Source organism: Arthrobacter sp. HY1533, from assembly GCF_027568515.1.
Classification (GTDB): Bacteria; Actinomycetota; Actinomycetes; order Actinomycetales; family Micrococcaceae; genus Specibacter.
The window spans coordinates 121,633-138,612 of sequence record NZ_JANKZF010000005.1 but is presented as its reverse complement, the minus strand read 5'-3'; the positions used below and the strand labels follow the sequence as shown (position 1 = coordinate 138,612).

At 67.6% G+C, this 16,980-nt stretch carries 13 protein-coding genes; 5 read left to right on the top strand and 8 right to left on the bottom strand.

Annotation, left to right across the window (positions count from 1 at the left end; translation table 11 throughout):
* Positions 1 to 8 precede the first annotated feature (8 nt).
* The 3 genes from PCK14_RS05430 to PCK14_RS05420 are packed head-to-tail and all read right to left on the bottom strand — an operon-like array spanning position 9 to position 3,328.
* Entirely contained in the window at positions 9 to 1,670 is a 1,662-nt protein-coding gene (locus PCK14_RS05430) for an ABC transporter permease (protein WP_269937454.1), read from the bottom strand.
* Positions 1,667 to 2,644: an ABC transporter ATP-binding protein gene (locus PCK14_RS05425; protein WP_269937453.1), complete on the bottom strand. Its 978-nt coding sequence runs from the start codon at positions 2,642 to 2,644 to the stop codon at positions 1,667 to 1,669. Before PCK14_RS05425 ends, PCK14_RS05430 begins: the two co-directional genes overlap by 4 nt.
* A 9-nt stretch (positions 2,645 to 2,653) precedes the next feature.
* Positions 2,654 to 3,328, bottom strand: coding sequence for a TetR/AcrR family transcriptional regulator (locus tag PCK14_RS05420; protein ID WP_269937452.1), 675 nt, complete (start codon positions 3,326 to 3,328; stop codon positions 2,654 to 2,656).
* 115 nt (positions 3,329 to 3,443) lie between these two features.
* Between PCK14_RS05420 and PCK14_RS05415 the strand changes: the two genes are divergently transcribed.
* On the top strand, positions 3,444 to 4,127 hold the full coding sequence (locus PCK14_RS05415; RefSeq protein WP_269937451.1) for an NUDIX hydrolase: 684 nt from the start codon (positions 3,444 to 3,446) through the stop codon (positions 4,125 to 4,127).
* Positions 4,124 to 4,348, top strand: coding sequence for a hypothetical protein (locus PCK14_RS05410; RefSeq protein ID WP_269937450.1), 225 nt, complete (start codon positions 4,124 to 4,126; stop codon positions 4,346 to 4,348). Before PCK14_RS05415 ends, PCK14_RS05410 begins: the two co-directional genes overlap by 4 nt.
* Here PCK14_RS05410 and PCK14_RS05405 read toward each other — a convergent pair.
* Genes PCK14_RS05405 through PCK14_RS05395 form a run of 3 tightly spaced genes read right to left on the bottom strand, consistent with a single transcriptional unit; the run spans position 4,326 to position 7,749 of the window.
* Complete coding sequence (locus PCK14_RS05405; RefSeq protein ID WP_269937449.1) at positions 4,326 to 5,957, bottom strand: carboxyltransferase domain-containing protein; 1,632 nt, start codon at positions 5,955 to 5,957, stop codon at positions 4,326 to 4,328. The genes PCK14_RS05410 and PCK14_RS05405 overlap by 23 nt on opposite strands.
* Positions 5,958 to 6,752, bottom strand: coding sequence for a LamB/YcsF family protein (locus PCK14_RS05400; RefSeq protein WP_269937448.1), 795 nt, complete (start codon positions 6,750 to 6,752; stop codon positions 5,958 to 5,960).
* A gap of 1 nt (position 6,753) precedes the next feature.
* Positions 6,754 to 7,749, bottom strand: a complete 996-nt coding sequence (locus tag PCK14_RS05395; RefSeq protein WP_269937447.1) for a malate dehydrogenase — start codon at positions 7,747 to 7,749, stop codon at positions 6,754 to 6,756.
* Between the two features lie 118 nt (positions 7,750 to 7,867).
* Between PCK14_RS05395 and PCK14_RS05390 the strand changes: the two genes are divergently transcribed.
* Complete coding sequence (locus tag PCK14_RS05390) at positions 7,868 to 8,026, top strand: hypothetical protein (RefSeq protein WP_269937446.1); 159 nt, start codon at positions 7,868 to 7,870, stop codon at positions 8,024 to 8,026.
* A 52-nt stretch (positions 8,027 to 8,078) separates the two neighbouring features.
* Positions 8,079 to 9,944, top strand: a complete 1,866-nt coding sequence (locus PCK14_RS05385; protein WP_269937445.1) for a lipase family protein — start codon at positions 8,079 to 8,081, stop codon at positions 9,942 to 9,944.
* A gap of 125 nt (positions 9,945 to 10,069) precedes the next feature.
* On the opposite strand, the gene PCK14_RS05380 is transcribed toward PCK14_RS05385, so the two are convergent.
* Positions 10,070 to 14,533, bottom strand: coding sequence for a family 20 glycosylhydrolase (locus tag PCK14_RS05380; protein WP_269937623.1), 4,464 nt, complete (start codon positions 14,531 to 14,533; stop codon positions 10,070 to 10,072).
* A 359-nt stretch (positions 14,534 to 14,892) separates the two neighbouring features.
* Positions 14,893 to 15,525: a malonic semialdehyde reductase gene (locus PCK14_RS05375; RefSeq protein ID WP_269937444.1), complete on the bottom strand. Its 633-nt coding sequence runs from the start codon at positions 15,523 to 15,525 to the stop codon at positions 14,893 to 14,895.
* Between the two features lie 139 nt (positions 15,526 to 15,664).
* On the opposite strand from PCK14_RS05375, the gene PCK14_RS05370 reads away from it, so the two are divergent.
* Entirely contained in the window at positions 15,665 to 16,969 is a 1,305-nt protein-coding gene (locus PCK14_RS05370) for an ATP-binding protein (RefSeq protein WP_269937443.1), read from the top strand.
* Positions 16,970 to 16,980: the final 11 nt, after the last annotated feature.

The window sequence follows — 16,980 nt, the reverse complement described above, 5'->3', positions numbered from 1 at the left end:
GCCCAGCCTCATTCAGCCACAATGTCCCTGTTGCGGAAGCGCCAGATGCCCAGCGCCGCCAGGACCACCGCCAGCACGGACAGGACCACCAAGGGTGTCAACGCGAAGTCGTCGGCCGGCATGCGGGGAACAGCACCAAACGGTGTCGACTTGATGACCTTCTCGGACAGCGAGAACAACCCGCCGAACATGGCCACCATCACCGAGATCCCGTACACGGCCCACGTCAGTGAGATGCTCAGCCGCGGCAGGAAGCCGTGCAGGCACAGCATGACTCCGACCATGAGCAGCACCGCCGGCCAGTAGGCGAGGGATGCCGCCGCGAGCTCGCCTCCTGTTGCCGCACCGTTCGAGGAAACACCCGTCAGGTAGCCGCCCAGCAGCAGCATCAGCCCGGATCCGGCGGCCGCAACCAGCACCTGGGCACCCAGCCACTTGTAGCGGGACAAGGCACCGGCCAACTGCGACTCCAGCCGCCCGGCGGCCTCTTCGCTGCGGGCCCCGGCCATGCACTGCACGGCGAACGCGCCCGCCAGGAGCCCGTTGAACAGGACAAAGATGCCCAGGACGCCGTCGAGCATGGAATTCGAGGAGCCCACGAACGACTTGGCAAAGGGATTCGAGGGGTCCAGGACGTTTGTCATGGCCTGCGCCACGCCGCCAAAGAACACCCCGGCCACGGCGGCACCTGCGAACCAGCCAATCAGGCTGCCGCGCTGCAGCCGCAGCACCAGGCCCACAGGCTCGGCGAGAAACGCCGTGGCCCGGGCCGGTCCGGCCCGGTCCGGCAACAGCCCCATGCCCAGGTCGCGCCCCGTTTCCATCCGCAGGGCCAGCGCGCAGCCGCCCACGCCAAGGGCCAGCAGCGGCAGTAGCGGCCACCACGTGTCCTGCCCGAACGGGCGCATGTTTTGCGCCCAGCCAATGGGGGAGAACCAGCTCAGGGCGCTGGGGTCCACGCCGTCGGACTGCAGGTCAGCCCCCGCCCGGATGAAGTAAAACAGTGCCATGGCCATCACGCCCAGGGAGTTGGCGCCCCGGCTCGTGGAGCTGAACTGCCCGCACACCGCGGCAATGCCCACAAAGGCCAGCGCCGTCCCGGCAATCGAGGCGCCCATGACCAGCGAGCCCGCCACGGGAAGGTTCACCGAGAGGCACAGCAGCGAGATGAGGATGCCCGTCACCAAGCCCAGGGCCCCGGACACCACATAGTTGGCTGTGCTGTAGGCGTGCCGGCCCAGCGCGGATGACCGCAGCAGCTCAGTGCGCCCGGCCTCCTCGTCCGCCCTGCCGTTGCGCGTGACGAGGAAGATCACGGCGAAGCCAATGGCCACGGCCAGCGTCATCCAGATCTTGATGACCAAGATGCCGCCCAGGGACCCGGCCGCGTATGGCAGCCCGGTCATGGCGGCCACAGCGGGGGTGTTGGCCACGCCGGCATAGGCATCGCGGTCGGCCTGCGTGGGGAAGGCCTGCTGCTGGGAGTCGTAGACAACGGGAATCATGATGGCCAGCACGGCCGCCCAGATCAACAGCCGCAGCCAGTTGCGGCGCAGGATGAAGCGCACGCTCAGCCAGAAGCCGGTCATGGTTCCGGAGAGCGGCAGCGCAGCGGCGGCGGCCTGCCCGCCGGAATGCCTGCCGCCGGTGTCCAGCGTGGCGGTGCTCATCGCGCACCTGCTATCTGCGTGGCCGCGGCAGCCCCTTCAGTTTCATTCGCGGCCGTGCCGCCGTAGTGGCGCAGGAACAGGTCCTCCAACGACGGCGGGCTCGAGACGAGCGTGTGCGGCGCGTAGGCCGACAACGCCGCAAGCACCCCGCCCAGCTCGGTGGCCCCCACCGTAAACGTGGCCTTGCTGCCCTGGGCCACGAGGTCGTTGATGCCGGGCACGGAGGCCAGCACCGACGCGTCGCGGTCCAGGACCACCGAGACAGTGGTCCTGTGCAGGTGCCGCAGGTCATCGAGCCGCCCTGCCTCAACGGTCCGCCCCTCGCGGATGATCGTGACGGTGTCGCACAGCTTTTCCACCTCGGCGAAGATGTGGCTCGAAAGCAGCACGCTGCGCCCCTCCGCCTTGACCTCGCGGATGCACTCGGTGAAGACCTGCTCCATGAGCGGATCCAGCCCCGAGGTGGGCTCGTCCAGGATCAGCAGTTCGGCATCGGAGGCCAGCCCGGCCACGAGCGCCACCTTCTGACGGTTGCCCTTGGAATAGCTGCGTGCCTTCTTGGACGGATCCAGCTCAAAGCGTTCCAGCAGGCTGTTGCGCTTGGCGGTGTCCACGCCGCCGCGCAGCCTGGCGAGGATGTCAATGGCCTGCCCGCCCGTGAGGTTGGGCCACAGGCTCACGTCCCCGGGAACGTAGGCAATGCGCCGGTGAAGTTCGACGGCGTCGCGCCAGGGATCGCCGCCAAGGAGACTTGCCCTTCCCCCGTCGGGGCGCAGGAGCCCCAGCAGGATGCGGATGGTGGTTGACTTGCCCGAGCCGTTTGGGCCCAGGAATCCCGCCACCGTGCCCCTCTCGACCCGGAGGTCCAGGCCGGCCAGGGCGGTGGTCTTGCCAAAGTTCTTGCGGAGTCCGGAGACCTCGATTGCTGCAGCGGGTGCAGCCTGGTTGTTTGCAGACAGGGAGTGTGCAGACATGGCGTTTCCTTAGGGTGATGCCGTTTGTCCCGCGAGACCCACGGGTGGGTGGTTGTTGGCGGCCAGGAGCGCAAGGTATTGGTCCAGGTAGCTGCTGTTCGTGAATAGGCCCTCGGTGTACAGCTCAAGGGTGGGCAGGATGGTCCCGGCGTAGAACTGTTCCATGACCGCCTGAAAGTCATCCAGGGCGATGCCCGGGTGCATGGCCAGCTGGACCACAAGCCCGCCCACGGCCTGCTGGACCAGGAAACGGACACGGGCTTCCTCGTTGCGGCTGGGCACCACGATCCCGCGCGCCACGGCGTCCTGCGTGAATTCCAGGGCCTCGGCCACCATGCGCTCCATGAATTCCAGCCCCGCGGCGCCGCCTTCACGGACGCTGCGCAGGATGTACACCATCAAGATGCCGCCGTCCCGGGAGTAGGGGAGCTGGGAAAACAGCAGGGCGGGGGAGGTGTTCAGGCTGTCCACCTTGAGGCGGCGGTAGCGCTCCAGCACGGTCGCGTCGCATTCGGCCCGCAGTTGCTCCTTGGAGCCGAAGTGGTGGCGGACAAGGCCGGCACTGACGCCCGCACGGGCCGCAATGGCCCGCAGGGACTCGTCGAAGCCGCCGGCCGCGAAGCACTCGATGGCGGCGTCACGCAGACGTGCCCGGCCCGTCAGGTCCTCTTGGGCTGTACTCATGGATAGGAGACTACTCGCATGTATAGTCGCCGGCAATGGTTTCCGCGGACAGTTTTTCGCAGGCAGCCAGTCGCGGGCTGCCGCTGCCGGCTTCCCGCGGGGTTAGGGTGATCGCATGGAGAAAGAAACCCGGCTGGCGCCATTGGAAGATGCCTGCACTGTGGTGCTGCTGCGCGACGGCGACGCCGGGCTGGAGACGCTGATGCTGGAGCGGCCCCGCAGCAGCCGTTCCTTTGCCGGTGCGTGGGTGTTCCCAGGCGGCAAGGTGGACGCCGCCGACCGCGTGACCCGCGACGGCTCCCCGCTGGATGACTTCGCCGCCGCACAGGCCGCCGGGCTGCGCGAGCTGGCAGAGGAGACCGGGCAGCTGCTTCCCGCCGGCGAGCTGGCCTGGCTGTCGCAGTGGACGCCCATGCAGGTCCTGCCCCGCCGTTTCCGGGCCTGGTTCATGCTGGCGCCGGCCGCCTCGGACGCCGTGGTCCTGAACCCGGAAGAACACGTTCGCCACGCCTGGCTCTCCCCGGCCCGCGCCCTGGAACTGCATGGCGAGGGGGAGATGGTGCTGGTGCCGCCCACGTGGGTCACGCTGCACAACCTGGCGGCCATGGAATCGACCGCCCAGGCGCTCGCAGCAGCCAGGGCGGCGGAGCCCATCGCCTACCGGACCCACCTGCTCGATGGCAGCGGCGTCGTATGGGCCGGCGACGAGGCCTACCCCGACCCTCCCGGCGGGAACGGTGCTCGCCACAGGCTCACCATGACGGGCCTGCCCTGGATTTATGAGAAGAACGGAGCATGAACATGTCCAACAAGAAGAAGTGGAGCGAGATCAGCCCGGCCCGGCGCTGGGCCATGGTTGCGGCCGGCGCCGTGCAGCTGACCCTTCAGGCTGCGGCCCTGCGCGACATCGCCAAAAGAACGCCGGAGCAGATCAACGGGAGCAAGAAGCTCTGGGTGGCGGCGTCATTCCTCAACTTCGCCGGCCCCATTGCCTACTTCATGAAGGGCCGCCGGGACTGACGGCACGGAAGCGGACCGCCGCGCCGGGTGCCAGCTGCGCGGCCTTGGCAAGGTCGGCGCGGAGCACCACCCCCAGCACGGGGTATCCGCCCGTCACCGGATGGTCCGCCAGAAACAGCACGGGAAGGCCCGACGGCGGCACCTGGATTGCGCCGCCGGCCATCCCCTCGCTGGGGAGCTCGGCACCCGCAGCTTCAGCCGTGCGGAGGAGGGGTGGTTTGGCGTGCTCCGGGCCCGTGCGGGCGAGTTCCAGGCGCAGCCCAATCCGGTTGGACTGGGCTCCGGCCTGCCAGGACACGCGCTCAAACGCCGCGAGTGCGCCGGGCGTGAACCAGTCGCTGCGGGGTCCGGGGACGAAACGCAGCACAGTGGGGTCGGCTCCTGCCGCCGGCGGGGAGGCCTCAGGGAATCCAACCGGGACTGCCTGGTGGCCGCGTCCCACCGGGAGGAAGGTGCCGGCCTGCAAAGGTGCTGACCCCAGGCCGGACAGGACATCGCCGGAACGGCTGCCCAACACTGCCGGGACGTCGATGCCGCCGCGCACGGCCAGAATGCTGCGGAACCCGGCAATGCCGTTCAGGGGAAGGACGGCCAGGACCTCCCCGTCGCCCAGCACAAACGGCGCATCTGTTGGAACGTCGCGTTCCAGGCCGGAGGGATCCGTGGCCGTGAGCTGGACTGCGGGACCGGCCACGGCGAGCAGTTGGCTGCCGCGGGCCCGGACTCGCAGCCCCGACAGGACCAGTTCCAGGGCGGCAGCACCGGCGCCGGGTGACAGCGGGTTGCCCACCATCCTGTTGGCCCGCCGCAGGGCGGGACGGTCCAGCGCACCCGACGCGGTGACGCCCAGATGCGCAAACCCGGGCCGGCCCAGGTCCTGCACCGTTGCAAAAACGCCTGCTGAAATGACCTCCAGCCCCAGCGGTTCGGGGCCCGAGTGAGCCTCCATTTCGGGGGAGCCGCCGGTGGCCGAACCCAGTTGCACCAGCTCCCGCACGGGCTTGAACCGGACGCGGTCGCCAGGCTGCAGCAGCGAAGGCTCGGCCCGGGCTGAATCCCACAGCGCCCCGGCGCAGCGGCCCAGCAGCTGCCACCCGCCGGGCGTGGGGCCCGGGTAGACGGCGGAGAACCGTCCTCCCACGGCCACGGACCCGGCGGGGACTGCCGTGCGCGGTGTGTCGCGGCGGGCAAATTCAATGGCCTTCACGGCAGGGGTGAGGTACATGAAACCCGGGGCGAATCCGCCAAAGGCGGCAATCCAGTCCTGCCCGGAGTGCCACCGGATGAGGGCGTCCGTGCCCATCCCGGCCAGGCGGGCAGCCTCGGCGAGGTCGGCGCCGTCGTACGTGGTTTCCAGCGTGTGCAGCGTCCCGGCAACAGGCTCCTGTCGAAGCGGCCCCGCCCCGGAGAGCAGGGACCGTGCAGCCTTGGCTGAGGCGGGGGACTCGCATTGGACCAGCACAGTCCGGGCGGCGGCCACCACGTCGATGACGCCGGTCGGCCGGTTGTGCAGCAGCATCGACTGGGTGGCCATGACTTCGGGCAAGGAGTCGAGCTCCACCAGGAAGCCGGACTCTCCCACGGGGCGGATGCGCGGATGCGGGCCCATCTAGGCGAAGCTGCGGATGGCGACGCCGGCACCCTCGAGCGCCGTGCGGACCGCGGCGGCCATGGCCACGGCGCCGGGGGTGTCGCCGTGCAGGCACAGGCTCTGCACCTCCAGCGGGATGCGGCTGCCGTCGACGGCGGTGACCTCGCCTCGTGTGGCGATGTCCAGGGCCTGGGCCACCACGGCATCGACGCTGTGCAGCACAGCCCCGGGACGTGTGCGGGGCACCAGCGTCCCGTCGGGGTTGTAGGCGCGGTCGGCAAAGGCCTCGGCCAGCACGGTGAGCCCGGCTTCGCGGGCCAGGCGCTGCACCTCGGAGCCGGGCGCAATCAGCAGCGGCAGCGCTGGGTCCAAGGCCTGCACCGCGGACACCACGGCCCCGGCCTGTGCCGTGTGGTGGGCAATTGCGTTGTACAGGGCGCCGTGGGGCTTGACGTAGCGCACCCGGGTGCCGGCGGCCCGGGCCAGGGCCTGCAGGGCACCCACCTGGTAAATGATCTCGCTGCGCAGTTCCGCGGGGTCCACGTCAATGAAGCGGCGGCCAAATCCGGCCAGGTCGCGGTAGCCGGGATGGGCGCCCACGGCCACGCCGGCGGCCGCCGCGGCTGCCGCGGTTCGGGACATGGAGGCGGGGTCTCCGGCGTGGAAGCCGCAGGCGATGCTGGCGCTGGAGACCTGGGCCATGATGGCTTCGTCATCGCCCAGCTGCCACTGGCCAAACGACTCGCCCACGTCAGCGTTCAGGTCCAGGACGGGCCCCGCCGGGGAGGGGTCCTTGGTGTTGCGTTGCGTCATGTCAGAGCAGGCCCAGCTCCGCAACGGCGTCCCGCTCCGACGCCAGCTCGGCCACCGAGGCGTCAATGCGGGCGCGGGAGAAGTCGCTGATGTCCAGGCCGGGAACAATGGTGTATTCGCCGTTGGAGGTGGTGACGGGGAAGGAGCTGACGATGCCCTCCGGTACACCGTAGGAGCCGTCGGAGGGGACGGCCATGCTGGTCCAGTCGCCTTCCGGGGTGCCCTGGACCCACAGGCGCATGTGCTCAATGGCCGCGTTGGCGGCCGAGGCGGCGGAGGAACCCCCGCGGACCTCGATGATCTCGGCGCCGCGCTTGGCCACCCGGGGAATGAACTCATCGGCAATCCAGGCCTGCTCCACAAGGGAGGTCGCCGGCGCCCCGGCCACGGTTGCGTGGCTGATGTCCGGGTATTGGGAGGCTGAATGGTTTCCCCAGATGGCAAGGCGCCGGATGTCGGCAACCCCGGCCCCGGTCTTCGCCGCGAGCTGGGCCACCGCCCTGTCGTGGTCCAGGCGTGTCATGGCCGTGAAGCGGGCGGCCGGGATGTCCTGGGCGTGGGATGCGGCAATGAGTGCATTGGTGTTGGCCGGGTTGCCCACCACCACAACCTTGATGTCTTCAGCCGCACCGGCGTTCAGGGCCCTACCCTGGACCGAGAAGATGCCGCCGTTTGCGCTGAGGAGATCGGCGCGCTCCATGCCCGGGCCACGCGGGCGTGCGCCGACAAGCATGGCGACATTGGCGCCGTCGAACGCCTTGGTGGCATCGTCGAAGACCTCCATGCCGGCCACCAGGGGGAATGCACAGTCCATGAGTTCCAGCACGGTGCCCTCCGCAGCCTTGGCCGCCTGCGGGATTTCCAGCAGGTTCAGCTTGACCGGCACGTCCGGGCCCAGCATGGCGCCGGAGGCGATCCGGAAAAGCAGTGCGTAGCCGATCTGGCCTGCGGCCCCGGTGACCGTGACGGTGACGGGGGCGGGAGCATGTGGGTTCATGGGGAAAGTCTAGCCACACCGGTCTCCGGGCAGGCCAAGGGCATGGAGAATTCTTGCAGCCGAATTATGCTGATGTTGAATGTGACGGCCGCGACCCATCAGAAAAGAGCCTGCAGGAATGCCACAGTGGCTTGTAGTTGTGGGGATCGCCCTCGCATGGGTATTGGCCATCGTTGCCATTGTCGTGTTCATGATGGGGGCCTCCCGGTCCCGCCGCAAGGAAAGCGAACACGAAAAGGCGCTGGCACAGCAGCTGCTGGCCAAAAAGGACCGCTGAGGATCCCCGCACGGCCCAAGCGGCAAAAGCACTGAACGCACAAGGGGACTGCATGCCTGAACACCGATTTTCAACAACCCAGCGCACATTTGCCCAACGCGCCCGTGCGCTGCCGACGCTTCTGGCCCGGGCGCCGTGGTGGCTGGCGCTGGCCGTCGGGGCCCTGTGCGTGTGGCTGGGCTTCACACTTGCCACCAGGCCGCTGTCCTCGCTCGGGGCATTGACGTTCTACGTCGGGGCAAGCTTCATCGTCACAGGCATCGCAGACCTCCTGGACGGCGGCAAGGCAGGGCCGGGCGCAACCCGTTGGCTGCTGGGCTGGGGCTGGGTTGCCGCCGGGGCCGTGGTGCTGCTGTGGGCCGGCGGAACCATGGCCGTGCTGCCGGTCTTCATTGCCGTGTCGCTGTTGATCTCCGGTGTGGTTCGCTGCGTGGAAGCCGCGCGCGGTGCGGGAAGGCCCGCCGACGAGCGCATTGCCACACTCGTCTTCGCGCTCGCAGACCTCATCCTGGGCGCCGCAGCACTGGCCTGGCCGGATGTGACACTGCTGGTGGTTGCCGTGCTGTTCGGCGCCCGCACGCTGTTCTTCGGCCTGGGCATCATATGGAGCTCGCTCGCAAGAGCGCTCTCGCAGCGGCATGCCCGCGCAAGAAACGCTGGCCGGGCGCCGGCGGGCCCGGCCCGGCCCGGTGCCCTGAAACGCTGGTTGCGTGTCACCGGGGCCGTGTTGTCCTTGGCACTGGCCCTTGCCGCCGCCGGGCTCGGGGCCCAGTTGCGTGCAGGGGCACCCCAGGTGTCTGCCTTTTACGATCCTCCCGCCAGCGTTCCCGCGGCACCCGGAGCCCTGCTCCGCAGCGAGCCCTTCGAAACCAAGGTTCCAGACAACGCGAAGGCGTGGCGGATCCTGTACACCACCACACTGGATGACAACACGCCCGCCGTGGCAAGCGCCGTCGTGCTCACCTCAACGGAGCCCTTTGACGGGCCACGGCCTGTCATCACCTGGGCGCACGGCACCACGGGCTATGCGCCCGTGTGCGCGCCGTCGAACCTGTCCGAACCCTTCAGCTCGGGTGCGCTGCCGGCCTTGGATGACATTGTGGCCAAGGGCTGGGTGCTCGTGGCCACCGACTATGCCGGGCTTGGCACCAAGGGGCCGCAACCGTACCTGATCGGCCAGGGCGAGGGCCGGTCGGTGCTGGATGCCGTGCGAGCCGCCAAGGCGCTGGACGTCCAGCAGGAGGATCTCCGGATGGCACCCGAAACCGTGGTGTGGGGGCACTCGCAGGGCGGGCAGGCCGCGCTCTGGACCGGCGGCCTGGCGCCCAGCTACGCCCCGGATGTGAAAATCAGCGGTGTGGCCGCCATGGCCCCCGCCAGCGACGCGATGGGCCTGGTGCGGAACATGCCCAACATCGCCGGAGGCAGCTTGTTTGCCTCCTATGTCGCCGCGGCCTACGCCGACACATACCCGGACGTGTCCTTCAACGAGTACATTGCCCCTGTGGCCCGGACCTTTGTGCGCGAGATGTCCACACGCTGCCTGTCGGAGCCGGGCGTGCTGGTGTCCCTGGTCAATGCGATAGCGATCGACAAGGACAAGACCATTTTCAGCAAGGACCCGACGACCGGGGCCATGGGGGAGCGGCTGCGGGAAAACACACCCACGCTGCCCATACCGTTCCCGTTGTTTGTGGCCCAGGGCGGCGCCGACCCCCTGGTGGTTCCCGCAGTCCAGGACACGTATGTCAGGGGCCGCTGCGATGCCGGCCAGGAGCTGCTGTACAAGAAGTATGAGGGCAAGGACCACATGGGCGTGGTGCTTCCCGGCTCGCCCTTGTTGGGCGATCTGCTCGCCTGGACGCAGGACCGGGTGGACGGCGCGGAATTTGTGGGGAACTGCGCCGAACTGCCCTAGATGGATGGGGCCGCAGCTGTGTTTTCGCGACCCAGGGCCAATGCATGCACACAAAAATGAAGCGGTGCCCGCCAGCGTGAACTGGCGGGCACCGCTTCATTGCCTACTTTTGTACTTTCCCTGCCCTAGGCATGGGAGGAGTTCCGGCGACGGCGGCTGAAGACCGCCAGGGCGCCTGCCACCAGGAGGACCAGGCCACCGAGCAGGAACGGGGTGGTTCCGGCGCCGGTGTTGGCCAGGTCGCCCGCACCCTTGTCCCCGGCGGCGGTGGTGGCCGGGGCTTTCGTGGCCGGCTTGGTGGCCGCCGTGGTGCCGCCGGCCGCGGCAACCGTCACCTTGATGCTGGCCTCGACTGCGCCGCCATCGGTGCCCGTGCCGCTGATGACCAGGGTGTGGACACCGGCAGGGATGTTCGCCGGCAGCTTGGCCGTCAGTGAAACAGTCCCGTTGGCTGCCACGACTGCCGTGCCCAGGACCACCGGATCGGAGTGCAGCGTGAACGTCGCCGTCGATCCGGGCTTGAAGTTGCTGCCCGTCATGGTCAGCTCGCCGCCTGCGGAAATCGGGCCGTTGCCCAGTGAAGCGGTGGGCTCGCCCGCGGCCGGAGTCGTGGGCTGAACCGTGGGTTCAACCGTCGGTTCAACTGTCGGCTCAACCGTGGGCTGCACCGTGGGTTCAACCGTCGGTTCAACGGTCGGTTCAACCGTCGGCTGCACTGTGGGTTCAACGGTGGGCTGCACTGTGGGCTGCACCGTGGGTTCAACAGTCGGCTGCACTGTGGGTTCAACCGTCGGCTCCACCGTCGGCTGAACGGTCGGCGTCGCCGTCGGTTCCGTGGTGGCGGGCGTCTTGCCGCCAATGTTGACCTCGGCGCCGCCGGCGAAGGCGTTGCCGGCAATGGAGTTCACTGCTGTCAGCTTGACGTAGCGGCCAACCTTGCCGCCGGCAATGGCGGTGATCTGGGCACGGGTCAGGTCAAGGAACGATCCGGAGGCAACCTTGGCACCGAACTCGGTGGGGCTGTCGGAGACGTAGAGCTCGAAGTCCTTGATCTTGCCGTTGGAGTTGGACTGGCGCTGGCTGTACTCAAAGCCGGTCACCTCGTAGCTCTTGCCCAGGTCGAAGACCACGCTGTGCGGGAACGCCGCGACGGTGCCCTGCCACTGGGTGTGCCAGTAGCTGTCGAGCTTGCCATCGAGCAGTGCCGTGGCCGGGCCGCTCGGTGCAGTCTCTCCCGTGAGCTCCTGCGAGGTCACGGATTCAATGCTGATCTCACCCTGGGCGATCTTGTCAGTCAGCGGAATCAGCTTGGAGTTGACCTTCAGCGTGTCCGTTGCCGTGCGGGTGCCGGTCGAGGACACCTGGGTGGCGACCACGTTGAACGTTCCACTGTAGTTGGAGGGGTACACGGGCATCTGGAAGGTCAGCTTGCCTGTGGCATCCGGCAGGATCGAGCCAACACGCTCGCCGCCCAGTGTCAGCACAACGTACTTGCCCGGCTCGAAGCCGCTCACTGTGGTCTCGGCACGGTAGCCGGCGTTGACTGTGGCATCCGTGGTGGTGAGCGCGGGGAGCTGGGCGGTGTCCCACACCGGCGGTGTGGCCGGGTCCGCGGTGCCGGCAGCCACAACAACGGTGAACTTGGCCGTGGTGCCGTTGGAGGCAGTCAGTGTTCCGGTGTAGTTGCCGGCAGATGCATAGCTGTGGGTGCCCTTGAGCTGGTACAGGCTGCCTGCTGCCAGCGAGGTGCGTTCCTTCACGGGAACAAACGTCGCCGGGGTGGCGGCGCTGCCGTCGCCCCAGTTGACGCTCACGCCAAGGTCGCCAACGATGCTTGAGGCGCTGGCGCTGTCCTCGTCGTCCACGCTGTCAACGGCAATCGTGGAACCGTCGGCTGAGACCTTGGTGCCCGGCGCGGCAAACTGCCCCACGTTCAGGGAGAGGCTCTTGCCCGGGGCAACGGCCAGGGGCAGGCCCGCGATGGAGGAGCGCCACTTGGCCTGGTTGCCGTCGTAGAAGTTGGTGCCTGTTGCCAGCATGCGCTGGCCCATCGACGCCATGCGCACCTTGAAGTCGGTGACGTTGCGCTTGGCCTGCGGGGTCCAGCCGATTTCGGCGAAGGACACCACGCGCGGGAAGGCCAGGAATTCGGCCTGCTTGCCGCCGCGGATGGTCTCGGACCACTGGGCCGCCTCGACGCCCAGGAGCGCGGAATCGGGAAGCTTGTTGCCGTTGTCCAGGACAGTGGCGGCCGGATCCCAGTCGTAGTACTTCGGGAAGTCGCCCGTGCCGGCCCAGGTCAGGCCGATGGGGGTCTTGGAGTGGTACTTCATGTCAATGTAGGAGGTCGACCCGTTGGACACCATGAGCTTGACGCCCTTGTTCTTGATGGCGTTGAGGGTGTCGGCGGTGCCGCCGGTCCAGTACTGGATGCCGTCGCCCGGGGTGAGCCCGGCGATTGACGCCTCATTCCAGCCGATCGGCTTCTTGCCGAGATCGTGGACAATGTCCACGGTCCTGGTGATGAAATCGATGTAGTCGTCGTGCTGTGTGGAGTGCGACTCGTCGCCGCCCACGTGAATGTAGTCGCTCGTGGTGGTCATGTCGGCGATCTGGCCGAACACGTGCTCGATGAAGTTCCACGTCGCCGGCAGGTCCACGTCGAGGGTCGATTGCCCCACGTTGCCGGTGCCGTCGGCGGGCACCACGCCCCACTCGTCTACGCCGGGCTTGGTCTTGGCCGAGTTCATCTGCGGGATCGCGTGCAGGATGGCCGAGGTGTGGCCGGGCACGTCGATTTCCGGGATGATCTCAATGTGGCGCGACGCGGCATAGGCCACGAGGTCCTTGTACTCGTCCTGCGTGTAGAAGCCGGTGTGGCCAAGCTCGTCCTTGTAGCTGAGGTTCTTGGTCACGGCTGTCTTGCCGGACGTTGCCGTCAGCAGGCCGTAGTCGATCGTGTCGCCGGCCTTCCTGCCGTCGTTGGTGATCTGGATGCGCCAGCCCTGGTCATCGGCCAGGTGCATGTGCAGCGTGGAGATCTTGTACTGGGTCAGGGAATCGATGATGTCCTTGACCTCGGCCGGGGTCTTGAAGTCGCGGGCCACGTCAAGCATCATGCCGCGCTTGTCGAAGCGGGGGGCGTCGGAAATTTCGACGGCGGGAGCGCTCCAGTTGGCGATGACCCTCTGCTTGGACTCAATGAACGCCGGGAAGAGCTGGCGCAGCGTCTGGACGCCGTTGAACACGCCGTCGCCTGTGGGGGCCGTGACCTTGGCGCCCGTGGCTGCATCCACACTGAGCGTGTAGGCCTCGGCCTGGAGTGCCGCGCCCAGGTTCGGGATGACGCCCGGGCTCTGGAGAAGAACGACGTCGTCCGCGTCGCCCGAGGTGCCTGTCACCACGGGCAGTGCCAGCCCCGTGGAGGTGCGGAAGATCGCGGCGAGGTAGTCCGCCGTCGCCTTGGTCTCGGCGTTGTTGGCCACGATCCGTGAGCCCGCGCCAAGCGTGAAGGGTGCTTCTGCCGGGGTTTCCATGTTCACGGGCAGCGGGATCAGGTTGATGCCCTCCACGGGTGCGGCCGTTGTGGGTTCCGGACCGTCCCAGACCTCAAACTCCCACATGGACATGCCGTACTTGTTGCCGCCGATGGGGGTGCGCTCGATGCCCTGCATGCGCACGTACTGGTAGGCGTTGCCGGCAACTGCGGCCTTGAACTTTTGGGTGTCGCGCGTGCCGCAGGTGGGGGTGATGACGTCTGTGGCATCCACAAAATCGGTGCCGTTGGTGGAGACCTGAAGCTTGTACGTCTTGGCGCAGGCGGCCTCCCACACGATGCTGACATGGTCGATGACTGTGGGGGCTGCGAGCTTGACGGTGATGTTGGCGTTGTCGGCCGTGTTGGAGGACCAGCGTGACTGCTGGGCCTTGGGCTTGGACTCGTCGGAGTCGCCGTCAATGACGGTGGCGGGACCCCACTGGCCGGCGACTTCCTGGCCGGATGCCGTAACGGTTCCGCCGGCGGAGGCCAGGGCAACGTTCTTGCCGGCGGCTGCCGGGACGCCCCAAACTTCCATTTCATACAGCGAGATGCCCCACTTGGCTCCGCCGATGAGCGTGCGTTCCACGCCCTGCATGCGCACGTACTGGTACTTGTTGGCCGCCAGGGCCGACTTGACGGTCTGCGTGTCAGGCGTTGCCGGATTGCAGTTGGCGCGGGAGATGACGTCCGTGGCGTCCACAAAGGTGGTGCCGTCGGTGGAGACCTGCAGCTTGTACTTGGCCGCACAGGCGGCCTCCCACTTGATGACAACCTTTTCGATGACCGTCGGCTTGGCCAGCTTGACGGTCAGGGAGGCGTCGTCGGCGTGGTTCGAGGACCAGCGGGTGGCCGGATCGCCGTCGGTGGCGAGGTCGGTGCCCCACTTGTCGGCCGATTCGTCGCCGGAAGAGGTCACGGTGGCCCCCGCGGACGCGAGGGCAAGGTTGCTGGAGACCGGGTCTCCGGGTGCTGCGACAACGGGGGGTGCCGCCACACTCAACAGCATGGCAGGGGTCACCACCGCCATCGCCAGGGTCTTTTTCCACATGGAACGCACGTGTTTATCCTTTGCTGGTCAATGAGATTCAAGTCACACGATCACGATGTTATCCATATCAGCCAGCGGATGGAATGGGTGGGCACCTGGCCCGAGCGCCCCAGAATGCCAGCTGGAGCCACTGCGCCTGCCGGCCGCGCGGCGGAACAGGCGGGCGCGGCGTGAAAATGCAGCACCCGGATTTTCGCGCCCCAGGTGGTGGGGCCATGGGGGACGTGGCCGGGCAGCACAAAGCGCGCCAAACCCCGTGAAAAAAGGGTCTGGCGCGCTTGGTGAAAATTTATCCCAGTGTTGCCTCAGCAAACTGAAAGAATTTATTGTTTTGTTACGGGGTGGTGCCCGTCATGGAACTAGACAGTGGCAGTGGCCAGGTCGAAGTCCAGGCGGGTCAGGCGCTCGTGGGTGCTGGTGCCGGCAGGCTTGCCCAGGTTGACCACCATGAACGACTGGTGGCTGTTGTCCGCGTTGAATACTGTGTCCACGCCGGCGGGGTTGAAGCCGGTCATCGGGCCAACGGCCAGGCCTGCGGCGCGGGCTGCCAGGATGAAGTAGCCGGCCTGCATGTGGGCGTTGTTGTTGCCGGCGGCCGTGCGGGATTCCACATTGGCCTCAAACATGGGCATCATCATCTCTGCCATGTGCGGTGCCGTGGTGGGCATGAGGGCGTGCCACTCCTTGGAGAAGCTCAGCACTGCAACCATCGGTGCCGTGAGGGTCTTGGCCTTGTTGCCGTCCATCATGTGCTCAACCAGGCGTTCGCGGGCCTCCGTGGAGCGGACCCAGGTGATGCGCAGGGGCTGGCTGTTGAAGGCGGTGGGGCCCATCTTGGTCAGGGCGTAAATGGCCTGGAGCGTCTCGTCGCTGATTTCCTCGTCCGACCAGCTGTTGGCCGTGCGGGCTTCCAGGAACAGCGTTGCCGCGGCTTCGCCATCAAGGATGAGTTCGTTGTTCAGGTCGATTTCGGTGGCGATGTCGATGCTCAAGGGCCCGGCTTTCTGTTGCTGGTGGAAACTTCTCAGGGTCTACAGCGCCCCGGCCGTCGCATTTGTTTCACGTTTTGCCATGAGCTGCGTCACAGTGCCAAGATGACCCAAGTGGCCATCGCAAAGGAGCGGTTGAATCATGGGTACGTGGACAGTCCGGGATTTCCATTCACAGGATGTCGAGGGCATCCTTGCCCTGTGGCAGTCGCTGCGCGATGCCGGTGTGGAACCGGTCTATGACCTGTCCGAGGTGCTGGCGTCCTGCGAGAAGGACCACGCAGTGGTTGCCGTGCAGGGCGACCATGTGGTGGGGGCCGCCGTGGGACGGGCCGCCCACGACCAGGGCTGGATCGTCTTCCTGGCCACCCTGCCGGGCTTCCGCGGGCGGGGCATTGGCACGCTGCTGCTGGCCGCCGTCGAAAACCGCATGGCCGCCCACGGCCTGAACAAGCTCTCGGCCCTCATGCCCGAGTCCGAAACCCGCGTGGAGGCGTTCAGCAACCGCGGCTTTGTGGTCAAGAAGAACCTGCGCTACTTTGAACGGCGCATTCCCGTCCAGCGGGCCGAGCTGGGGGCGCTGGAGGACCTGGGCGGGCGCATCCTGCCCAGGGACCTGTGGGACCGTGTGGCAGGCATGGCCGCCGAGAAGGAACTGCTGGAGCGCAGGCTGGTCATGCCGTTGGCCGAACCCGGGCTGGCGGAGGAGTTCGGGGTGGTGCCGCCACGCGCCGTCGTGCTGTTTGGGCCTCCCGGCACGGGCAAGACCACCTTTGCCAAGGCCATTGCCTCACGGCTGGAATGGCCGTTCGTTGAGGTGTTTCCGTCCAGACTGGCGGGGGAGCCGGGTGGCCTTGCCGGGGCCCTGCGCCAGACATTTTTGGAAATTGCCGAGCTCGAGCACGCGGTGGTGTTCATTGACGAGGTGGAGGAGATTGCCTCACAGCGTTCGGGAGAGCCGCCGTCGCCCATGCAGGGCGTGACGAATGAGCTGCTGAAGATCATTCCGGCCTTCCGCGACCAGCCCGGCCGGCTGCTGGTGTGCGCCACCAACTTCATCCGCTCGCTGGACTCCGCGTTCCTGCGCCACGGGCGCTTCGACTACGTCATCCCGATCGGGCTGCCCGATGAGGAGGCGCGCACCGCCATGTGGCACCGCTTCATCCCGGCGCACGTGGTGGCAGGCATCGACGTCGCCGCGCTCGTGGACGCCAGCGGCGGCTTCTCGCCAGCTGACATTGAGTTCGCGGCCCGCAGCGCATCCCAGCGTGCCTTGGAAAAGGCCATGTTCGACGACGGCGCATCCCCCTCGTCCGCGGACGGAGTGGCGGTGCGGGGACCGGTGACGGCCGACTACCTGGAAACCATCGCCGAGACCCGCGCCACCGTCAGCGACGCCGTGGCCGCGGACTTCCTGGAGGACATTGGCGCACTGGCACGGACCTGATGCCGCGCCGC